Source organism: Dendronalium phyllosphericum CENA369 (assembly GCF_016056275.1).
GTDB classification, from domain to species: Bacteria; Cyanobacteriota; Cyanobacteriia; order Cyanobacteriales; family Nostocaceae; genus Dendronalium; species Dendronalium phyllosphericum.
Genome location: NZ_JAECZA010000036.1, coordinates 1 through 19,255 on the forward strand (window position 1 = coordinate 1; position 19,255 = coordinate 19,255).

Genomic DNA, 19,255 nt, shown 5'->3' on the forward strand with positions numbered 1-19,255 from the left:
GCTTCCCCAGCCTCCCCTGCTCCCCCAGCTTTGCCACCTCACGAAATCGCGTTGCTCCCCATCAGCAATCAGCTTACCTTTGTGTTATTAGTATTGTGTAGTAACTACTCTTCCCCTACTCGAAACAATTTTTACTGTATATACAACCGTCTGTACCATTTCTACACTCTCTTCTCAAGCAGTCTCTTCCCAAACTCAATCAAGACAAAACTTTCTCTACTCTGTTTACTACTTAATCTATACAAAAACTAATTTTGTTTTTGCTGCCAAGGCAGTATAGACAGCTTTCTGTACCACGTCTACACACGCTGTTCGCCAGATGCGTCTGTTGGAAGTCAAGCGGGGTAATATTTTCTATACCGTTGTCTATACCTCATCTACACGGCAAGTTTGTGGCTTTTGATAATTGTTGTGGGTTCGCACATAAGATGAAATTTGAACAACGAATTTATAGGAGTTTGGGGCATCGAGATTCGCGCATAAAGTGAAATCGATTGTGAGGCAAGGGTTTAAGCCAAATAGTCAATTCGCAGACTATATGAAATTTTCTGCTTTGATTTAACAAAAGCCCGAATGCTTTTAAAAACGTACTTTTCAAGTGCGATCGCCCGGTCTATGAAATTGCTAATACACTCTTGATAAGAAGGTAGCCAAGTAGCTTTTGTACGTAACATTTAGGTTGTTAGGTATAAAGCACTATCACTATTACAAGAAATACTGTGAATTTCTGTCCTCAGATGCAAAATTTCAATTTATGTGCGAAGTCGCTCTTTAGCTCAAACGCCTACTCCATAATCAATTTCACCTTATGCGCGAATTAGAGGGGCTGAAAACCCTGTAAATTCGTCCTCAGAATTTCACTTTATGCGCGAACCCACATTGTCTCTACAATTTTCTTGTCGGTTCGCGGACAAAGTGAAAATTGTCGCAGACAAGCTTGAAAATATTCGCGGACAAGCTTGAAAATTATGTTTGTGGAACCCTGATTTTTTCGTAGAAAACGGCGATCGCTCTCTAAAAGAGAATTACACCAAAGCCTTATCCCTTATAAATTTTGCGCCTTTTACCCCCAATTTGGTAGAAAATTTCAATTAGTCTGCGAATTTGGCAGGAATTTTTCATGTACTCAGCGACCAATTTTCACGCTTGTCTGCGACATAAAAAGCTAGAACCCCTATAACTCCGTTAAAAATTTTTCAATTAGTCTGCGAACCGACATTTCTGTACAGCAGCTGTATCTGGCTAATTTCTCTGTGCAGATAAATTAATCTCGAAATTTATCGCTCAAGAGTTTGCTTTTGGGAAGACAGGAGATAACCAATGGCCGTACCCCTTACCGATCTCAAAATCGGACAACCAGTAAAGTATCTGATTGGCACAAGAAATGGGTTGACTGCAAAAGTAACCGATATCAGAAAATGTTCTATGAGCATCAAAGATACTCATGTTGTAACGTTGACCTTTGATGATGACTCACTGCCGCCGCATCTCAAAACTCAAGAAATTACGGCATATAACGGAATTGTTGAAGGGTGTGAAATAGAGTTTTAGCACAACTGCGATCGCGCTCTGCTCAAGGAGAGGATTTGAATAGCCTAACCCCACTAATGATTTCACATCATGTCTCATACCTTGGCTCACGCTTGAGTTACCACGGCATTTACTTTGCTGTGGAGAAAATCGGGGAAATCGCAGGCATTGAAGATTTACATCCGCACTCGTTTCGTCATACCTATGCTACAGACTTATTACTGTTGGGTGTTTACCCAACTCATGCATGGAAGCTGACAGGACATCAATCTGATAGAGCATTTCGACGGTATACACTGCGTAGTGAACAACAAGCGGCGATCGCTGCCTATTACCGCGCCATTGGGGAAGAGGAAGAGGTGGAGTAGGACATGCCAAAGCCGCTCGATCCGAAGTGCCAATTGTGTGCTAAGTTGCCAACATCGAAAGCGAAAGTATTGCATGGGGCAGACGGGGATGGCTGCTGGAATCCAAATGTCTGCCATTTCAAGGGGCGACAAGCTTCCTAAAGTGCTTGCTGTATAAGCTCCATAGCCCTTAAACCTCGCTGATAATATGCTTGCTTATTGCGATGCCAAAAGAGCAGGGTGGACAAGTAAGAGCGATCGCCCTTACTGCCTATGCTGGGGATTTTAACCAACAACAGGCACTCTCTGCTGGATTTCAACAGCATGTGTCAAAACCTGTGGAGCCAGAGGAGTTAATCAGAGCGATTGTAGTTTTACTGGAAGGATCTCAAATGACTACTTTACCCTAATGAACTGTCCTTATACTGGAAGGATCTCAAATGACTACTTTACCCTGATGAACTGTCCTTATACGGCGGCTAACACTGGACACTTTCTCTTTAACCAACTCCAGAATCAGCACTCAAAATGACGAGCGCCTGAAGAGCAAAGCGAGCGCAAGAAATTATACTAAATATGTGTATATATATGTCATGGAAATTGTTGATTAATCTTTTATGTCCCTTCAAGTCTACGGCATCCCAAACTGCGGCACTTGCAAAAAAGCTTTTAACTGGCTGCAAAAGCACAACATTGACTATGAATTTATTAACGCCAAAGAAACTCCGCCTACCCGTGAGCAGATCGAAAACTGGGTAAAATCTTTGGGTTGTGCTTCCATGCGGAATCCTTCTGGGCAATCATACCGCGCTTTGGGTGATGAAAAGAAGACTTGGATTGATGAACAGTGGATTGAGGCATTTGCTAAAGATGCAATGCTGCTCAAACGTCCGCTTTTTGTTCAAGATGGAACAGCCGTGCTGGTAGGTTTCAAAGATGAAAAAGTCATTCTAGAAAAATTAGGAATTTAATCTCCAAACCAGCATCTTGGGTACATTCTGCGTAGATCGAGATAATACTCTTTCCCAATCTAGAATGGCTATACATAAATGAATTAAAAACCTTTGTGCCATTGCTCAATAGTTGGACAAGTTGGGCCTGTGGGTATTAGTCCGTTAGATGACACGCCAAAATTTTTGAGTGATGTCAACTCTAAATCAGCATCTTTGATCGTTGCGTTTAATATCTGTTTTTTCTGTTCCTTTGTAATTAACTCGCTTCTAGCATCTTTTGGTAAATTTGCATTTTTTTCTAGCGTAAATTCAGCTACCCGATAGAAATTTTCCTCTCCTGGTTGACCTAAACTCACACAACCCCTTGATTTCACAAATAATCCTACGATTTGAAGGCTTGGAGTAAAATGTCGTTTATTTACAAACTTTATTTCCTCAACTGGCCCCCAAACATAAGCAGGTTGAAAAAATCCCTTAGCTGGTTCGTTTCTGGTTTCGTTGCAGCCTTTATTGATCTGTTCATTCATCGTAACGCTAAGTTTTCCGTCGCCACAGACTTTCCAACTTATTCTGTGTAGGTCGGGTGTGCTTTCTACATATTCCTGCAACTGCTTATCTTTTGGGCTTTGCTCATCACTTGTCGCCGCATAAGCAAGCGGCGAATCTTTCTGCGTTTGGCTTACCTTGTCGTCACCAGACTGACAAGCTCCTAACCATAGTCCTACACCGATTGAAATAAGTGCTGTAAATATTTTTCTTTTACTCATAAAAACTCCAAAATTTGATGCGCGAAAATTAATTCCCAATTTCCTTGTTTGACCCAATATCTACTTTTAACAAATGCTTAACTACGAGCTGCAAGTATTATACATATTTGTTTTATATATGCAATCAAGTTTTAACAGTTTTTAGTTATGCTGCAAAACATTCTTTTCACTTAGGCATTCTGACTTCCTTTTTTGTAAGAATTCAGCACCCAGAAGTCAGAATGTAGAAGTATTCCAGTACAATTGCTACTTTGATTTATCAAAATATACCTAGTTTTTTTAACTATTCTGAATTCTGAATTCTGACTCCTGAATTCTTACCCTTTTTCTGGCTCCTGAATCCTTACGTTATTTGAGAGCTAAAAATGAACGCTGGTAATTATATAACGTATTTTTAAAAAATCAAGAAACTACGGTATTGAAAAAAACAGTACCTAAATAGCTTCATCTGTGGAGTCAAATATGGCATAGATAGAGTGAGCACAGAGAAAAATCTAAAAATGGGAAGAGTATGGACATATTGGGAATTCGATCACCCTTTAGGTAGCACGGTGCGGGTAATCTCTACTCCATTAGGGCTAGAGATATTTGCCGAAGATGTGTTCAACATTGTTGCAGCAGAATTAAATAATGAAAAGGTAGTGCTGATAAATATCCACAGTCAAGAACGTTATGTAGTTATTGAAGAACAGGTAGTAAAAATAAAAACTTTAAATTTTACAGCCATCAATAGCTTGAAAACGATTGTCAAAGCGGACTTGATTAATAAATTTGTGCATTGGGTCAGAACTACAATCCGACCGATATTTCAAAGGCAGTATCTGTAAAAAAATTAATGAATATCAAAAGGAAGAAAAGAAAATGACAACTTTTGACACGCTTCAAGAAAACAACCAAAATATGAGTAGCAGTTTGGCAGAAATAAGCACTAGTAACACAGAGCCAAATAAGCCATTGTCTAACGATCTGACAGAAAAAGACTCTAATAATACACAATCCAATAATCCGACAGAAAAAGACTCTAATGATACACAGTCAAATAATCCGACAAAAAAAGACCCGATTAATACAAAGCCTAAAAATCGAGGAGCCACAGGCAATAAAGGAAATAACAATAAAAATAGCCATCCAGAACAACTAAGGAGATTAGTAATGGTGACAGGAGATAAAGGGGGTGTTGGCAAGTCAACATTTGCCAGAGGGTTGGCGCAAACTTATATAGATAACGCAGTAAGATTCGTCGGATTAGATGCGGACAGTTCTAATCCACACTTGATAAGATTTTATGGAAAAAACTCTAATATTTATCCTTTGGATATATCTAACTCAGATAAATTAGATGATTTCTTAGATAATTTAAAAGAAATAGTTTATCCTCAGTCTAAAGCAGATGGAAAAATTCAAGTAGAACAATCTTTAATACTGTTAGAAACACCATCTCAATTCTTATCAACTTTGAAAACTTTAATAGAAGAGATGGGTTTTTTAGGCGTAGTAAATGATAAATGTAAAATGCGGGTAACTATAGTAATAGTTATAAGTACAATAGTTGATTGTATAAATCAGTTATTATAACTTTATAGTTTCTGTGGAAATAATGTTGACTATGTGATAGTAAAAAATTTGTTTTATGGAGAGGTAGAACAATTTAGTTTTTATGATAATTCACAAGAAATAAAAAAAATAGAGCAGCAAGTAAAAGCAAAAGGTCATACTTTTACAAGTATAATTATGCCAAAATTAGCAAAAAAATCCTACGATTATTTAGATGTTAAAAATCTGACATTTAGGCAAGGGCTTGAACAAGATGAATACCCGTCTGTATTTGGTAGAATCTTAAGCTGGTTGAACAATTTTCAAGGGCAAATAAAGCCACTAAAAGATTTATTTGGTATAGAAAAGTTTTTATCTGAATAAAAATAAAAATCAGAAGTCTAATCTAGTAACTTGAATAGGCTTCTGATTTATATTGATACGATAACTAGGAAATAAAAATGTCCAAGAGACTGATTATAACTGTAGGAGATGCGCGGGTGGGGAAGTCTACAGTTATCAAGCTATTGCTAGAAATGTTAGCCCAACAAGAAAAACGGATAAAGGTTTATAACCAAGAATCATTCCCCGTATTTAAGGCTTATGAAGAATTAGCAACCATTAAAAAATTTAATTTATTAAATGATGATGCCGATGCAATGACAGATGACTTAAATCATCCTGAGCTAGATGTGATGATTGTTGATATGCCCGGACAAGATATTGAAAAAATAATTCAATATATCGAGAGTGCTAGTTTATTTGAGGTTGGATTAAAATTTGGTTGGATTTTAACATTTATCCAACCTATTTCTCACAGGACAGACTGTATATATTATTTAAATGAAATCATGCAGACTGCGACTAATAACGCAAACTATGTGGTGGTAAAAAACTACCATTTTGCACCAGAATTTAGAGAATATGAAGAAAAGATACGGAAAAATCTGTTAATGATAGGAGGTACAGAAATAGAATTAACGGCGCTACATCGAAATCATTATCAAGCGATGGAAAAGTCTGGTAAACCATATTCACAAGTTTGTCAGGATCTATCAATAATTTTATTTTGGAGAAGCTTCATTTTTCAGTGGATTAAAAAGTTTCGTGATTCAGTGATGAATAACAATTTGGCTATTAAATATCTAGGGCTTGATTGATGACACCACAAGAAATGTTACAAGGCTACTCGCCATCAGAACAAAGGCGCATAGTTGAAGGAGCCTACCAACTAGGGATTACGCCAGACGATCCAACGTTTAAGATGATGGCAACGTTGGGTCGATACGAAGAAACGATGATAGACCTCCAGGCAAGAATGGAGGCAATGATAGAAGCGTGGGCAGCACTGATAGACCAAAAACTGGAGAAGACAAGCAAAGAAGCCAAGTCAATGCACTATACAATTGTCTCTAGTGCCGTGCGTGATGAGATGAAAAAAATTAAGCCTACTGGCACAGCAAGGATGAAAGTGCAAGGAGGCTGGGGGTTAGGAACAGTATCAGCAGTATGTGGAATAGTAGCGGCGACCAGTACTTTGCTGGGTTCGCTGACCACATGGAATTTGGTGCAAAATATAGGAACAAATCAATCAGTAGTAGTATCACACAACGATCTCAAGATTCTACAATGGGCAAAATCCCAAGAAGGAAAACAGATGTATCAATTACTATTGAAGAATCAAGCAGCAATTGAAGCCTGTCAAACACAGCAGAGTAAAACCCAGGGCTATTGTTTAATTCAAGTAGGTAAGTAGCTAACCTACCTTCAGGTAATCTTGTTCGATGTACCCAAGTTTACTAGCTTCAATCAGAGCATTGACGCGATCGCTGACATTTAACTTAGCAAAAATCTTGTTAATATGTCCTTTAACGGTACTTTCAGTAATAAATAACTGCTCGGCAATAACTTTATTAGAAGAACCTGTTGCCATCAAAGAAACAATTTGGATTTCAGTGTCAGTGAGATTATCTTGATAAGTCTTCCCCTTTATTTTCTGTTGGTATAAAAAATCCCGTCGGCTAATACAAGGGTCAAAAAAAGACTGATGGTCATAAAAAGTTGTTTTAATGGCTTCTAACAAAAGAGGAACATTGTTCTTTTTGAGAAGGTAGGAATCAGCGCCAGCATTTAAAGCGGATTGAACAGTGCCTTGAGAATAATGGGAAGAAAGAACAATAACTTTAGTGTTGCGATTGAGTTTGACCTGTTTAATCACTTCTATCCCAGAGATGTCGGGTAAACCGATATCCACCAAAATGACATCGGGATTTAATTCCTTAACTAAATTAAGCCCTTCAGCGCCAGTACGAGCAACGCCGACCATTTGCATATCTGGTTGTTGATTAATAGCAGTAGTGATTCCCAACCTAATGAGTTCTTCATCCTCAATGAGCGCTAATCGAATCATAGATCACTTCGATTATAAGATGACTAAATATTTATAACATAGTTGTTGATGTTAAGTATTTTACTTTTTGTATATATAAAGATAAAATATAGATATTCCATCAAGAATTTAGTCCATAATCAATAAAAAAATATTAATACTAAAAGCTGATTGTAGAAAAGGTTTTTGGTAGGAATTCAGTACCCAGAAGTCAGAAGTCAGAATTTAGAGGTATCTAGTAAAATAGTAAATTGGTTCATTAAATATTTTTCCTCATTCTTTAACCCTTCTGGCTCCTGAATTCTGACGTTTTTTGAAACCTCAAAAAAAAATCTAAAACTTCAAGCAGAATTATTATTTATAGCTAGAAGTAGCAAAAATCACAATATATCATTAGTAGTATAGTTATGCACAAAGAAGTTTTCAGCAAACAGTTGGATTTTGCAGCTCTGTTACACGACGTATCCAACATTTTTGAAGGAGCATCTTTAATTGTGAATCAAATAATTGATGGTGCTTATGGGTGCTCGTTAGAAGAAATCAGACCGTTTCTCATAGCTCTACAACAGACAAATAAGCGAGGAGTAGACTTAATTGAATCAAGGAGAGTCAATGAAGAAGTTGGAGTAGTTAATGTAACCCAGTTTGATGTGTTAGTTTTTTTACAAAAAAACTACTCCCAATTCAAGCCAATAGCGCAGTACTACTCCTTGAATCTGCACTATCAAACCCAAGCCTCATACAAGCATGGAACGCAAGTACGAGGTGATAGTATAAGTATTGACAGAATGTTATGCAATCTTGTGACAAACGCTATTAAGTACACCAAAAAGGGAGATATCTTTTTAAGACTGCTCAATCAAGGTGATGATTTAATCATTGAGATTGAAGATACCGGCTGTGGGATTGCCACCGAACAACTCTCCAATATATTTATTCCGTTTTGGCGATCGCCCCAGAGTAGGTTATCTGAGAAGCCGGGCAGAGGAATGGGGTTGTATATTGCCTGGATAGTGGCTTATGCTCACGGACTGAGTATAAGAGTAGATTCGGTAGCCACACAAGGAACTAAATTCACCATCCAATTCCCTTACAAAGATGATGGGATTTATGGGGTTGATGGTAGGATGTTGCCCAAATCGCAGAGGTTGCAAGATGCGTTACCTGTGTGATGCGAACAGGATTCGGGAGGGTGACGAAGCGCTATATCTTGGTAAGCGTGTACTTTCTAGGGTTGTTTGTCGGGTATTTTAATTAGTCTAAGTCTGGGCCGTCAGGAAATCGCTCGTTTTGTTGTTGCTGTGGCGGTGGCTGTTGCTGTTGTTGCCTAATATCAAAGTCGATCAGCTTTTGTGTTTCTTGTGGAGAAAGGTTGTTGTGAATAAGCTTGTATTCTTCGTTACCATCAGCTTTGTAAGCACTAAAAGCCGACTGATTATCACTTTTGCGCCAAACAGTCAGACGCTGCATCCCCTCTCTCATCAATAGTTGCAATCGATAAGCGATGCCCTCATAAATGCGTCCGCTATTGGTATTGTGTCCCTTGGTCATGACAATGTTCATCAGCGCCGGAATCAGAGATTTTTTGACAACCTCGTTATTTTCACTCTCCTTTGGTGTTGGCTGTTGGCTATCGACTAAAGGCAACTTACGCCCTTGAGAATTTAACATTTGTTGTAAAAAAGTCTTTTTCTTCTCATTGATTAAATTTTCAACTCTGGAACTATTATGTTCTGGAGTGTCAGCTTGATGTAGTCGTAATTTTTGCGTGTACTCCTTGAGGTATTTATTCTTGAGAGAGTGCCTGTAATCTTCAGTACTTTGAGCATTTTGTGTAAGAGATAGAGTGGCTTTCATCTCATTAATAATATTTTCGCGCTCTGTGATGTCTAGTGCGGGGGTTGACTGTATTGATTGTGAAGGTGTATTTGGATATTTCTCCATCATCAGCGCCAATCTGTAAGCCATTTGGTTGTCAGAAAAGCTACTGTCGTGGTTGATGAAACTCATTGTTTGGGACACTGAGCTAGATTGCATAGGTATTACAATTCTAATTCCTGTGAATTAGTAGCAGGTTGTTGTGGAGTGTGAGATTTTTGATGTTGGGAATGTACTTCAACCTTGGGCGTATAGGTATTATTAATAATCTGGCTACGAGCATTCATCAAGTCCTGAACGACATCACTCAAGGGAGGAAGAGAAATATTTGTTTGCCCTTTGTTGTGCTGCTCGACAAGACTTTGAAGTAGAATTTTCTGATAAAGCTCGCGTTGCTCCCCAATAGTCAGCTTACCAGTTGTAGTGAGCTTTTGGCGCAAAGGATTGTTGTACTGATTGGCAACACTAGACCAAGTTTTATTAGTTTCTAAATCGTGCCAATGAGAGGCAATGTCTCTGTGGAGAGGCATGGGTGTATCGCGCTTCTCTTCAGAAGAAATCTGTGGCTGTGGTTGTTGAACAGCCTGCGAGCGCAAATCATTAACAATGTGGGCTAATGGTGGAAGCACAATATTAGTACGCCCATTGTGAAGGATCTCACTCCAGGCAAGATTTTGAATTTGCTGGTAAAGTTCGCGTTGTTCGCCAACAGTTAATTTTCCAGTTTGCTGAATCTTAGATTGAAATTCTAAATGTCCTTGCGCGACAGCCTTATTCCAAGAACCATCTAAGACTAACTGTTCCCAATATTGTTTCAAAACTGGATGTAGTGGTAGCAAAACTTTATCTAAGTTAGAAGAAAATTTGGGCTGTGATGGTGTTGTAGTTTGAGGTGTTGGTGTAGTTGAATGTGATACAGCGTTGTGTTGCTTTAGAGAATTAGAGCTTGCTGCTTGTGAGTTTGATTGTGTCTTGCGATTTGGTACGTTGGGCGTAGATTGAGTAGATTGATATGACAGTTCCTCGTTTAAATTACGGGCAATTTCGGGATGAAGGGGCAAGTCGATGTCACGGGTGTATGTCGGGTTGCCAAATAAAGATTGATAATTAATATGCAGTTTTTGAGCCAATAGTCTTAACTTCTCCAAATCAGCTTCAGTGATAGCCAAAGCTTTGACTTGGTGAGTCATCCCAGTTTCAGTACGCTCAAGTTCAAAACGAACAGCCTCCCTAGTAATACCATTGTGTTCGGTTTTGAGTAGTTGCAGAGTAGATGTATTGTCAGTGCATTGCTGGAAAAGAATGCGGTAATTACCCAAAGTTAAGTCGTCTTGTCCAAAACTAGTGATAGTTTGGGTTAAAATTTTTAATACCTCTTTTTCTTTAAAACTTTCTAAAATATTATGCGTACCTTTAGGGGAGAGCGAGGAAAGAGTAGATGCAATTTGGCGCGGGTCTGCATCGACGGAAGGTAGTTGTTTCCCAGCTTTCAGGTAATCAGCAACTAACAAAAATTCTTGCCTTTCAATAGGTAAAATACTAATTTGCTTTTTCGAGTTGGGTTGAGATTTCTCTTCTTCATCACCGTAAGAAAGTTTAATATTACCAACATGACCCCACCGATCTGCTTGAAAAGTCATCAGCTGTTGTTCATTATGGCGACGGTAAATACTGAATTTATCTCCATGACTTTTAATAATAAAAGCATCAGCTTGATAAATTTTACCGTTAGCCTGGCCATCAGTAGTATCTTTTTGCTCAATCCCATACTTTTTTAGTAGTGCATAAGCGACAGAAGCTATTTGTTGATTTTCTCTAGCTTCTAAACTCTTTCTAAAAAAATTCTGTTGATAAAGTGTGACCTCTTGTTTCCTAGACCAAGAGCCAGTCTGTTCCATTGTATTTGTGGTAACGACAGGTGTTTGAGGAGTAGCGGGTGTTTCACCCTCAACTATATCGGTATCAACAAATTCTGCGTCTATGATTGGTGTACTAGGAACTAACAAATGTGTAGGGGATTTAGAAGAAGGAAGTTTAAGAAATTCATCAATGGGCTGCTCTGTTATATTTTCAGGAGTTGTTGTCACAGTACCATCTCCTTTTTGTTCATAAAGCCGAAGTTCTTGACCATTTTTAAGAAAAACAACTAAACGTAAATTAGGTGGAGTATTGTTTTGCCACCACTCATCAAGTGGAACAGATGCAGTAAATACTTTAAAGAAAGCATCTGCCCCTTGTGCCACAATCAAATCATCAACACCTTTATGGGGGCCTGGTAATTTAACAACGCTGACTGTAGATCCAGCCATTTCTAAAAGTTTACCAGTGCGGTAAGTAGCAATATTAATGTTGCGTTTGGTTTTCGCTTTGGTTTCGTAGTCAAAACAGATTTTGAAGTGGCGATCCTTAGTAGCAAAAACAGCTAACTCAGGATGTAAAGCCACAGTGGGATTGCCAAATTCATCGTCCTTACGATAACCGTTGTAAATTCCTGGTACACCAATAGCGGCTTCGCCTTGACTCAACAAACAAGCAGCTTTTTTGGCTCCTTCCGTAATCGTGATTGGGACATTGTGTTTCCATACGCAGTACCAAAATCCGCTGCTGCGATCGCTTTGGCTGGGGTTGACTCTGGCTTTGGAGTAAATGCGCTGTTCTATGTCGGTGGGGACATCTAGTAGGAAAATACTCGTTCCAGTTTTCGGTGGATGTTCATATTTGATAAACTTTTTGGGTTTATCGATTTGCTTGGTTGGCTTTTGGGGTGTTTCCGAGTCTTGAAGAAATTTGAAAAAGTTTTTGGAGTTCTTTTGTTCATCGGGTTTTTCTCTGGGTTGATTAGGCTTATAGCAACCCCAAGGCTTTTGTAGTGGCTGTTCTGCTTGTTTTAAATGAGTAAATGAACGAGGGTCAACTCCACCGCTGCACCACCAGCCGCCATGCTCAATATGAGAGTATGTGCGGAGCATATCACTTTTTAACCGTCCCAGGTTGATGCGTTCTATTTTATCGCTGTACATGAGATATTCCCACGCTTCATGCTCTTGCTCTGCTGGGTCGATGTGTAGACTTTTGAAATTTAACTCGGCAATAGATGGAGCGATCGCGCTCTTGTTGATTAGCTCTTGCCAGTGATTTAAATCTATGTGTGGTGGACAAACCCCAGTTACAGAAGTTGAAAAATGAGTGGTGAAACTTGGTTGCTCAAGTAAAGAAGATGATTGATCGTGGGGTTCTAATTCATTTGGAGGTTCAACTTCCTGTGCAACTTCCTCTGCAATTTCATCTAAATAAAAACTATTGTTATTAACTGGAGTTGAATCTCTTGTATCTTGCTTCCCTTCTAATGGTTGGTAATTGTTCTGTTCGTTGAAGGGAGCATTTTGACGTTCTAATGATATGGCCATGAACTCAAGCGACATAGCAGAAGGAGGAAGATTAAGGGGAGAATTGGGAGTTGGTATAAGCGGAGGAGAATCATTAGGAGGAAAGTCAAGAGGTGTTGTATTATTCCCTGGTAAAAGAGGCGGTAATAAATCCTCTAATAATTCTTCGAGTTCAACAAATTCTGCGTCAACAACTTCTCGCTCAAGCTTTGACCATTTCCAGCCACCATCCTCATCAGGAGTAAGGAAATAAGTTTCTTCCCCTATTTCAATTCGACATTTTAAATCAATAGCTTCTTCGATTGATTTATAAACAAACTCTCCTAAAGGATAAATAAAAGCTCGAATAAAATGCTGACTAGCTCTAGCGTAAGCGGAAGTGAGTTGTAGATGTCGTTCGTCAAACATATTTATTAGAGTGTGGCTCTTGTGGGTGTAGTGAAAAAATAAAACTGAATCTCTCAAAAGGCTATCAAGTGTGGAATCTTTAAAGAAGTCGCAAGTCGCAAGTACAGTTTTGCTCTAGGGGATGCGCGACCTCACAAACACATACTTGCGGCTTGAGAAGCCGGGGTCTTATACCAATTCACAATTCGCAATTCGCAATTAAAAAACCTAGATGCAGCAAAGTTTTCGGGGTTTGGATCTGTATCAGATTTTTCGTGAAATGGTATTAAACCCACGGAGTTTTGATAAAAAATAATCATGAACTCAAATAAATTAATCAGCCACACTATTGTTTAACTACAACAGTTACAGAATCGTCGTTGCAAATATTTGTTATGAACGGGGTTTTCGATAATGAGAGAACAAGATTGACGCAGAATCTCATATTGTTGCCAGTTAGCCCCCAAGCATCTGATATCGAGGAGCTGACCTTGGAGTGTAACACGATTAAAAATAATATGAATATAAATATTGCTATGCTGAATATCTAAAAAACAGATATACTGCAAATCATGCCAGCCGATACCGTGAATATATTGGTCAACAATTTTCAGGCAAGATTCTTGATTTAGTGTAATATAAATGTTTTTTAAACTGATAAGAGTATATATGCCCAAACTTCTAAGCTTTGGTCTAGTGCCAGATAAGGTATTAAAGTCGTCAATAATCTGAGTCAGGGAAAGATTAATATCAATAAAACTGCCATTGGCGAGAAGATATTGTTGAGATAAAGTTTCAAGAAAGTCAAAATTATTAATCTTCAATTCTTCAATAGTCATTTTCATAATTGTTATACCATTATGTGCTTGATATTAAAACGTAAGAATTCAGGAATCAGAAATCAGAATACAGAATAATTAAGAAATTAAGCTTTACTAAGACAGAGATTTTAATAGTCTAGAAGTACTAATTATCAAAATTCGATCAATTCTGATTTCTGTATTCTGTCTACGTGAATTTTTACATTAAAACCCGATCTCAGAATTAACCATAGTATTAACATCTTTTGATGTCAGACCAGGATTACTAGAAACAGCTTGAGGATTTTTCGGAATGGGAAAGCGCGATTCAACTTGCTTAACTCGCAAAGCTAAATCTTGCTGAGAAGGAAAATTCTGTGTACTTTTCCTAGCTAGTAAACTGACAATTCTTGCCCATTTAAGTTGATTATATTTATCAACATTTTGGAGTAACTCATTAATTTTGATATTTTTGAGTAAAGGAACAGACCCCTCATTTTTATTGGCATAAGCAGGATTAATAAAAACACATTTGCCAGCAACGAGTTTCAGAAATTGAGCCGATTCAAAAAGCTTTCTAGTTTTTTCTTGGTCGCTAATGCTAGTGCTATTATTTTTACTACCAGTAGAACGGCTTTTTTGCTTGTACTTAATCTCTTCATCACCCAAAAAGCTAGAGAATAATTGCGCCGACTCGTTCTCACCAGGATTGAAGATGAACTTAGTGCTGCAAGCACCAAGGATAGCCTTAGCGATATCTTTACCGTAGTTCTTCTCAAGCTGCCCCATATTTTGAAAGCCGATAATACCGCAGAAGCCCTCAGAACGTGATTCATTGAGCCACCTGTAGAGGTCAGGTAAGTAAATCGAGGGTAATTCGTCGAGTGCAACGATGAGTGGGTCTTGTCGCTTTTTGGCAATATTTCGGGCGATGGTCATGTGTAAAATGCTGGTCATCAGAGGCCCGACTGCATCTCGGCGTTCTCTGTCTAGTCCAAAAATAATCATCTGCTTACCCTTGATTTCTAGAGGTAAAGTTGTCTTACCGACAAAACAGCCCAGCGTGTTTTTCGCCATGAAGCGAGTAAACATAATACTGGCGGTAGCGACAATACCCGCAACGGTTTTCTCAGACGCAGCAGAACTGAACAGTTGACCGAAGGCAATTTTGACCCAAGGATTGAGAGAAGCAGCCATGAGGCGTTTGACCATTTGTTCGCTAGAAAGTATGGCGGCGCAAGTCATAACATCTGCGAATTGACCGAACTCTTTAGCTAACATCAAGATGGCTTGGGTTAATTGATCCCCAGATGGGCCAAAGAAACCATCCTCAGTAGAATTGCCCAAAAGTCGAAAATTTTTATTGATGACAGTGGAAATTTGTCTTGACGTTTCTGCATCGCTACTGTCACGTAAAAAATCAAGTGGATTGCAAACTTCAGATTCAGGAAATCCCGGTGCAAAGATGTGAACATCATAGCCCTTGTATTTGGCATAGGCAGCAACTTTCGCTTGAGATGGGTATTTGAAGTCATAAACTATACAGGGAAATCCCTGTTCGATAGCCGAGTAAATCATCGGGTTGATGGCACTAACAGTTTTACCACTACCGGGTGCGCCAATGGCTGCCGTACCCCGTTGCACATCAGGGATATAAAAAGTAGTGTTTGCATTTTGAGTTTGATGTTTACCCATGTAAAGCGCCGCACTATCACATTTTGGTGATTCTATTTGTTTCAATGCCTTTTTCTTGGCTGTCGCAATTTCTTTACTTCCGCCCCAATAACTAGTAGCTATTTTCTTTTTGTGTCCATCCCCAAAAAATACCCTCATCAGGATATAAGCACCCAGTAAGGATAAAATTGTTAGACCATTGAGAGTGAATAATTGATGAGTGTACTTGCCAACAGGATGATGTGGATTTTGTAATTGCTCGAAGCGAAATTCTTGATTATTATCAGTAGTAGTTTTTAGAAACTTACTCATACTTTTACCAAGGTAATATGAGGTCTACTTCCTTAGCTATTGACGCTAATTCATCATCAAAGATATTAGTTAAGGTAAGGAATTTGGCTGACCTAAAACTATGGGGTCTTTCTCTCGGTACTCAATAAAAGGCACAGGCCCAATAAAGTATGGGCTGCAAGTTCGTCCAATAAAGGGAATCCTTTTGCAGATGCGGAAGAACATAGCAGTTTCTACTTCTCCACTTGCTTCATCAATATTCCAAACAACTTGCTTAAAACTGGAACCAAAAGGATTTCGACCAGTAGGCTCTTTACCACGATTGAGAGTTTTTAAAAGGCCAAATCCACCATTAACTTTCTGAAACTTCCCGGAAATCCACTGAGTACCAGTAGTCTTACCAATACCGGACATCTCCATGTGAGCGCAATTATTCTGTAAACAGGGAACATTAAAACCCTCTTGATAACTACCAGAGATAGAGCGAGTACGATTCGCCTCAATATCTCGTAATGGCAGATCCACTTTGGCAACAAATGAAAGGTCGAGAGTCCTCAATCCGGGTAAATTATCCCAAGCTTTGCGTTCCCCGGTTGACGATTGCGTGATGACTGTGAGCAATGTAGTGGATGTTTGCGGTAAGCCTGGGATATTGACCCGTTTAATCCGCCGTAAATGAATCAGCCCAGCACCGGGATTGGGGCAATTCTGGTCAAGCCCTTCTAAGCACCCATCTGTGTCAAGCAGAATTTGCGATGGATCGTCAAGCCATACCTTCTTGATTGTTTCGCCAATTTCATAGAAAGAAATTGCTACACCGTGACCATTCCAAACGTTGATAGTTTGTAGTTTGGCAGTCGTACCACTAGCTTGCGATTGCTTGATGGTGCGAACGACTGGGGCGGCAATTGTGGAGAGTGGAGTCACAGCGATCGCCAATGCTAGAGTGCCGCTTGTAACTGTGTTAATTATGCTTTTCATGGCAACTCTAGAGAGCGATTTACATTAAAGGTGACTTTGGTTCCCTGTGGGATAAACCAAGCATTCGGGCGAGAGAGAATTTCTTGACTAGCACGTTGGTTGCGTTGGTTCATATTTTGGCTGATCTGTCCGAAAAAACCTTCCATCAACGCTCCAGTAATATTACGGCGGTTGCCACTGGTACGCCGACGAGTTCTGCCATAATCGTCTTCCCATTCTTGTTCGGTATCGGGTTGATTGATAATCTCGCCAACCTTTCCCAATGCAGACACGGCACCACCAAACAAGTCGTTACGGGCAATCTCGCCTCCTCTGTTCTCAAATTTTTTGGCGAACAGAGGACGACCACCTTCCCCGGTCACGGAAATCGCACCCGCAGATATGGGATACTCTGTATTATCTTTAATGACGGCTCGAACCGACGCGATCGCGTAACTGCCTCTATCAACCGAAACTAACTCGACTGCCAACAGAGTACCAGCCTTGATTGCCACTTCCCCATAGTTATCGCGTAAATCCTGGGTTAGTCTAGCAACCGACCTATTGCTATTAGGGGTTGGTGTTTGTGTCTGCCCTGAACTGTTAACTGTGGTTTGAACTAATGGGCTAACCAGAACACCAGTAGCAAAAGTACCAACGCTAAGGTAGCGAGTTTGTTTACCTTCAAGTATTTGTCTTTCCTGGTCTAAATATTTATCTGACTTAGCAAGAGGTTGGGCTTGCCAACGGGGGCGGATTTTTTCAATCGAGTCAGGTACGTTTTGCGGTGTGGTTTGTTCAACAAGATCGTTACCTACATTATTGAAATCAGTTTGTTCATCAGCTGCACTTGGTTGATTTTGCGCCGGGTCTAATAAAGATTGGTCGCTGGTGCTAGTTTCGGCATAGGCGATTTTGCCGTAGGAACCGATAGTACGGAGTTTTTTAAGCTGTTCAAGGGGATCTATGGATGTGACTGTCCGCGTAGAGATAGAAGGCTTTGGAGAAAAACTCGTGCGTATTGGCGGAGTGTATGTTCTAATCGGCTGTGATGCAGTTCGAGGTACAGGGCGTGGTTGTGAGGTTTGAACAGAGCGCTGTGCAGGACGTGGCGATGGCGGCGTGGATGGCACAACCTTTTGAGTTTGAGAGACTTCTACTCGTGCTGGTTGTTCTTTGTTAATCTTGTTCAGTTCCGAAGCTTGGTCGGATAGAGCCAGTTTTGCACGGGCATCGCCATCGTCATCATCAGTCTGTTGGGCTTGTTTAGTAGTGAGTGTTTCCTGCGTTTTAAGAGCAATCTTTGGGGTTGGTGCGGGATTGAAAACACCATTGAGCATCAAGAATATAGCTAAAAATCCAACTCCAAAAGGGACAGTAATTATTGCCAGTCTTGACCAGGGAGAAGTGACAAATGTGTGCTTAGTCGGTACTAATAAACTTTCCGGTTCTGGTGCTTTATTTCCATTAGTTTTATTAGTAGCATCATCTATCAAGAGCAAATCCTCTAAAATCGATACAGATCCATTTTTATTATTCTCTTCACTCATTTTCTTTTGCCCAAATCTAAATCGACAATTTCGGTAATTTCTAATCCGGCTCTGCGGGCGGCATAGATTTTCTTAGCTAATTCGCTAGTATTAGCAGGGATATACTCTGGATTAGAAATCGACGAAAGTGTAATGGTTTTATTAAAAGTAATCCCCTTACCGGAATTATCGCTACGTTCAAAAGTTACGAGCGTACCAATAAAATCTATTTCCCATTTACCATCTCTGAGTTGCCGTGGCTGTGAAATAAATCTAGGAATTAAAGATACTTGCGTATCACCATTGAATATGCCCTTGGGAGTAATTGAAGCTAATTTTTTCAGAAACGCGGCTCTAAATCCGCCATTTTCACTTAAAGCGAAGGCAGCATTATAAGAAGAAGTCGCTACTCTGCTATTAGATTTATTATTAAGTTTGCCTACTTCCACTCCAGTATCTTGCTTTGTGATGGGTTCGCCTTTCTCATTAAAAGTTTGTACTAACCCATCCCAATTAAACATTTTAATAAACGTGTCTGATACAAACTTCTTGATGACTTCATCAGACCGTTGTTGAGGATCTACTGCTCTGGCAGTAATGGTATCTCCTGACGATAATTGTACTAGTGCTAATTGCTTTCTATTTAATACAGAAACCGCGCCATAATTGAGGAATTGTAACAACAGAGATAACGCCGCCATTGAAAAACCGACTAGAGAGATGATCCCTACTCTAGTTGTCACATATTTATTGTATCTGAGTAATTGTAATGGCTCTTTTTTTGTGGAAGAAGATTTTTGGAAATTCAGCATTATCTTAACTAAGGGTGTA

At 39.4% G+C, this 19,255-nt stretch carries 20 protein-coding genes and 1 pseudogene; 11 read left to right on the forward strand and 10 right to left on the reverse strand.

The window, feature by feature from the left end; translation table 11 throughout:
* Positions 1 to 509: 509 nt before the first annotated feature.
* Complete coding sequence (locus tag I8752_RS11015) at positions 510 to 674, reverse strand: hypothetical protein (RefSeq protein ID WP_214432358.1); 165 nt, start codon at positions 672 to 674, stop codon at positions 510 to 512.
* 646 nt (positions 675 to 1,320) lie between these two features.
* On the opposite strand from I8752_RS11015, the gene I8752_RS11020 reads away from it, so the two are divergent.
* The 5 genes and pseudogenes from I8752_RS11020 to I8752_RS11035 all read left to right on the forward strand — a co-directional run bounded on the left by I8752_RS11020 (position 1,321) and on the right by I8752_RS11035 (position 2,848).
* Entirely contained in the window at positions 1,321 to 1,551 is a 231-nt protein-coding gene (locus tag I8752_RS11020; RefSeq protein WP_214432359.1) for a hypothetical protein, read from the forward strand.
* 35 nt (positions 1,552 to 1,586) lie between these two features.
* The gene (locus tag I8752_RS11025) at positions 1,587 to 1,898 is read left to right on the forward strand and encodes a tyrosine-type recombinase/integrase (RefSeq protein WP_225895593.1); all 312 of its coding nucleotides are present in this window, start codon (positions 1,587 to 1,589) and stop codon (positions 1,896 to 1,898) included.
* A gap of 3 nt (positions 1,899 to 1,901) precedes the next feature.
* Positions 1,902 to 2,039 carry a hypothetical protein gene (locus I8752_RS37280; RefSeq protein WP_225895600.1) on the forward strand — a complete coding sequence of 46 codons (138 nt, stop codon included), beginning with the start codon at positions 1,902 to 1,904 and terminating at the stop codon, positions 2,037 to 2,039.
* A 59-nt stretch (positions 2,040 to 2,098) separates the two neighbouring features.
* Positions 2,099 to 2,287: pseudogene (locus tag I8752_RS11030) on the forward strand (hybrid sensor histidine kinase/response regulator); the annotation flags it as partial.
* 207 nt (positions 2,288 to 2,494) lie between these two features.
* The gene (locus I8752_RS11035) at positions 2,495 to 2,848 is read left to right on the forward strand and encodes a Spx/MgsR family RNA polymerase-binding regulatory protein (RefSeq protein WP_214432361.1); all 354 of its coding nucleotides are present in this window, start codon (positions 2,495 to 2,497) and stop codon (positions 2,846 to 2,848) included.
* Positions 2,849 to 2,931: 83 nt separating this feature from the next.
* On the opposite strand, the gene I8752_RS11040 is transcribed toward I8752_RS11035, so the two are convergent.
* Positions 2,932 to 3,636: a hypothetical protein gene (locus I8752_RS11040; protein ID WP_225895594.1), complete on the reverse strand. Its 705-nt coding sequence runs from the start codon at positions 3,634 to 3,636 to the stop codon at positions 2,932 to 2,934.
* 461 nt (positions 3,637 to 4,097) lie between these two features.
* On the opposite strand from I8752_RS11040, the gene I8752_RS11045 reads away from it, so the two are divergent.
* The 5 genes from I8752_RS11045 to I8752_RS11060 all read left to right on the forward strand — a co-directional run bounded on the left by I8752_RS11045 (position 4,098) and on the right by I8752_RS11060 (position 6,886).
* The gene (locus I8752_RS11045; RefSeq protein WP_214432362.1) at positions 4,098 to 4,424 is read left to right on the forward strand and encodes a hypothetical protein; all 327 of its coding nucleotides are present in this window, start codon (positions 4,098 to 4,100) and stop codon (positions 4,422 to 4,424) included.
* A 34-nt stretch (positions 4,425 to 4,458) separates the two neighbouring features.
* Positions 4,459 to 5,172, forward strand: a complete 714-nt coding sequence (locus tag I8752_RS11050) for a nucleotide-binding protein (protein ID WP_225895595.1) — start codon at positions 4,459 to 4,461, stop codon at positions 5,170 to 5,172.
* Positions 5,173 to 5,205: 33 nt separating this feature from the next.
* Positions 5,206 to 5,514, forward strand: coding sequence for a hypothetical protein (locus I8752_RS37285; protein WP_225895596.1), 309 nt, complete (start codon positions 5,206 to 5,208; stop codon positions 5,512 to 5,514).
* A 77-nt stretch (positions 5,515 to 5,591) separates the two neighbouring features.
* A complete protein-coding gene (locus tag I8752_RS11055; RefSeq protein ID WP_214432363.1) occupies positions 5,592 to 6,290 on the forward strand; it encodes a hypothetical protein in 699 nt (232 codons plus the stop codon).
* A complete protein-coding gene (locus I8752_RS11060; RefSeq protein ID WP_214432364.1) occupies positions 6,290 to 6,886 on the forward strand; it encodes a DUF6753 family protein in 597 nt (198 codons plus the stop codon). The genes I8752_RS11055 and I8752_RS11060 overlap by 1 nt, the downstream gene beginning before the upstream one ends.
* Here I8752_RS11060 and I8752_RS11065 read toward each other — a convergent pair whose 3' ends face one another.
* On the reverse strand, positions 6,887 to 7,540 hold the full coding sequence (locus I8752_RS11065) for a response regulator transcription factor (RefSeq protein WP_214432365.1): 654 nt from the start codon (positions 7,538 to 7,540) through the stop codon (positions 6,887 to 6,889).
* A 386-nt stretch (positions 7,541 to 7,926) separates the two neighbouring features.
* On the opposite strand from I8752_RS11065, the gene I8752_RS11070 reads away from it, so the two are divergent.
* Positions 7,927 to 8,691, forward strand: a complete 765-nt coding sequence (locus I8752_RS11070; RefSeq protein ID WP_214432366.1) for a sensor histidine kinase — start codon at positions 7,927 to 7,929, stop codon at positions 8,689 to 8,691.
* A gap of 82 nt (positions 8,692 to 8,773) precedes the next feature.
* On the opposite strand, the gene I8752_RS11075 is transcribed toward I8752_RS11070, so the two are convergent.
* The 7 genes from I8752_RS11075 to I8752_RS11110 form a co-directional block, all read right to left on the reverse strand.
* Positions 8,774 to 9,556 carry a hypothetical protein gene (locus tag I8752_RS11075; protein ID WP_214432367.1) on the reverse strand — a complete coding sequence of 261 codons (783 nt, stop codon included), beginning with the start codon at positions 9,554 to 9,556 and terminating at the stop codon, positions 8,774 to 8,776.
* Between the two features lie 5 nt (positions 9,557 to 9,561).
* A complete protein-coding gene (locus I8752_RS11080; protein WP_214432368.1) occupies positions 9,562 to 13,191 on the reverse strand; it encodes a DUF3854 domain-containing protein in 3,630 nt (1,209 codons plus the stop codon).
* Positions 13,192 to 13,523: 332 nt separating this feature from the next.
* A complete protein-coding gene (locus I8752_RS11085) occupies positions 13,524 to 14,015 on the reverse strand; it encodes a relaxase/mobilization nuclease domain-containing protein (protein WP_214432369.1) in 492 nt (163 codons plus the stop codon).
* Between the two features lie 180 nt (positions 14,016 to 14,195).
* Positions 14,196 to 15,956, reverse strand: a complete 1,761-nt coding sequence (locus I8752_RS11090; protein ID WP_214432370.1) for a type IV secretory system conjugative DNA transfer family protein — start codon at positions 15,954 to 15,956, stop codon at positions 14,196 to 14,198.
* A gap of 69 nt (positions 15,957 to 16,025) precedes the next feature.
* Positions 16,026 to 16,916 carry a hypothetical protein gene (locus I8752_RS37290; protein ID WP_225895597.1) on the reverse strand — a complete coding sequence of 297 codons (891 nt, stop codon included), beginning with the start codon at positions 16,914 to 16,916 and terminating at the stop codon, positions 16,026 to 16,028.
* Positions 16,913 to 18,445, reverse strand: coding sequence for a TrbI/VirB10 family protein (locus tag I8752_RS11105; protein WP_214432371.1), 1,533 nt, complete (start codon positions 18,443 to 18,445; stop codon positions 16,913 to 16,915). Before I8752_RS11105 ends, I8752_RS37290 begins: the two co-directional genes overlap by 4 nt.
* Positions 18,442 to 19,236 carry a hypothetical protein gene (locus I8752_RS11110; protein WP_214432372.1) on the reverse strand — a complete coding sequence of 265 codons (795 nt, stop codon included), beginning with the start codon at positions 19,234 to 19,236 and terminating at the stop codon, positions 18,442 to 18,444. The genes I8752_RS11105 and I8752_RS11110 overlap by 4 nt, the downstream gene beginning before the upstream one ends.
* Between the last annotated feature and the right edge of the window lie 19 nt (positions 19,237 to 19,255).

Coding starts and splice junctions, on each gene's coding strand:
- I8752_RS11015 (WP_214432358.1), bottom strand. CDS start 674: ATGTTACGTACAAAAGCTACTTGGCTACCTTCTTATCAAGAGTGTATT.
- I8752_RS11020 (WP_214432359.1), top strand. CDS start 1,321: ATGGCCGTACCCCTTACCGATCTCAAAATCGGACAACCAGTAAAGTAT.
- I8752_RS37280 (WP_225895600.1), top strand. CDS start 1,902: ATGCCAAAGCCGCTCGATCCGAAGTGCCAATTGTGTGCTAAGTTGCCA.
- I8752_RS11035 (WP_214432361.1), top strand. CDS start 2,495: ATGTCCCTTCAAGTCTACGGCATCCCAAACTGCGGCACTTGCAAAAAA.
- I8752_RS11045 (WP_214432362.1), top strand. CDS start 4,098: ATGGGAAGAGTATGGACATATTGGGAATTCGATCACCCTTTAGGTAGC.
- I8752_RS11050 (WP_225895595.1), top strand. CDS start 4,459: ATGACAACTTTTGACACGCTTCAAGAAAACAACCAAAATATGAGTAGC.
- I8752_RS11055 (WP_214432363.1), top strand. CDS start 5,592: ATGTCCAAGAGACTGATTATAACTGTAGGAGATGCGCGGGTGGGGAAG.
- I8752_RS11060 (WP_214432364.1), top strand. CDS start 6,290: ATGACACCACAAGAAATGTTACAAGGCTACTCGCCATCAGAACAAAGG.
- I8752_RS11065 (WP_214432365.1), bottom strand. CDS start 7,540: ATGATTCGATTAGCGCTCATTGAGGATGAAGAACTCATTAGGTTGGGA.
- I8752_RS11070 (WP_214432366.1), top strand. CDS start 7,927: ATGCACAAAGAAGTTTTCAGCAAACAGTTGGATTTTGCAGCTCTGTTA.
- I8752_RS11075 (WP_214432367.1), bottom strand. CDS start 9,556: ATGCAATCTAGCTCAGTGTCCCAAACAATGAGTTTCATCAACCACGAC.
- I8752_RS11080 (WP_214432368.1), bottom strand. CDS start 13,191: ATGTTTGACGAACGACATCTACAACTCACTTCCGCTTACGCTAGAGCT.
- I8752_RS11085 (WP_214432369.1), bottom strand. CDS start 14,015: ATGAAAATGACTATTGAAGAATTGAAGATTAATAATTTTGACTTTCTT.
- I8752_RS11090 (WP_214432370.1), bottom strand. CDS start 15,956: ATGAGTAAGTTTCTAAAAACTACTACTGATAATAATCAAGAATTTCGC.
- I8752_RS37290 (WP_225895597.1), bottom strand. CDS start 16,916: ATGAAAAGCATAATTAACACAGTTACAAGCGGCACTCTAGCATTGGCG.
- I8752_RS11105 (WP_214432371.1), bottom strand. CDS start 18,445: ATGAGTGAAGAGAATAATAAAAATGGATCTGTATCGATTTTAGAGGAT.
- I8752_RS11110 (WP_214432372.1), bottom strand. CDS start 19,236: ATGCTGAATTTCCAAAAATCTTCTTCCACAAAAAAAGAGCCATTACAA.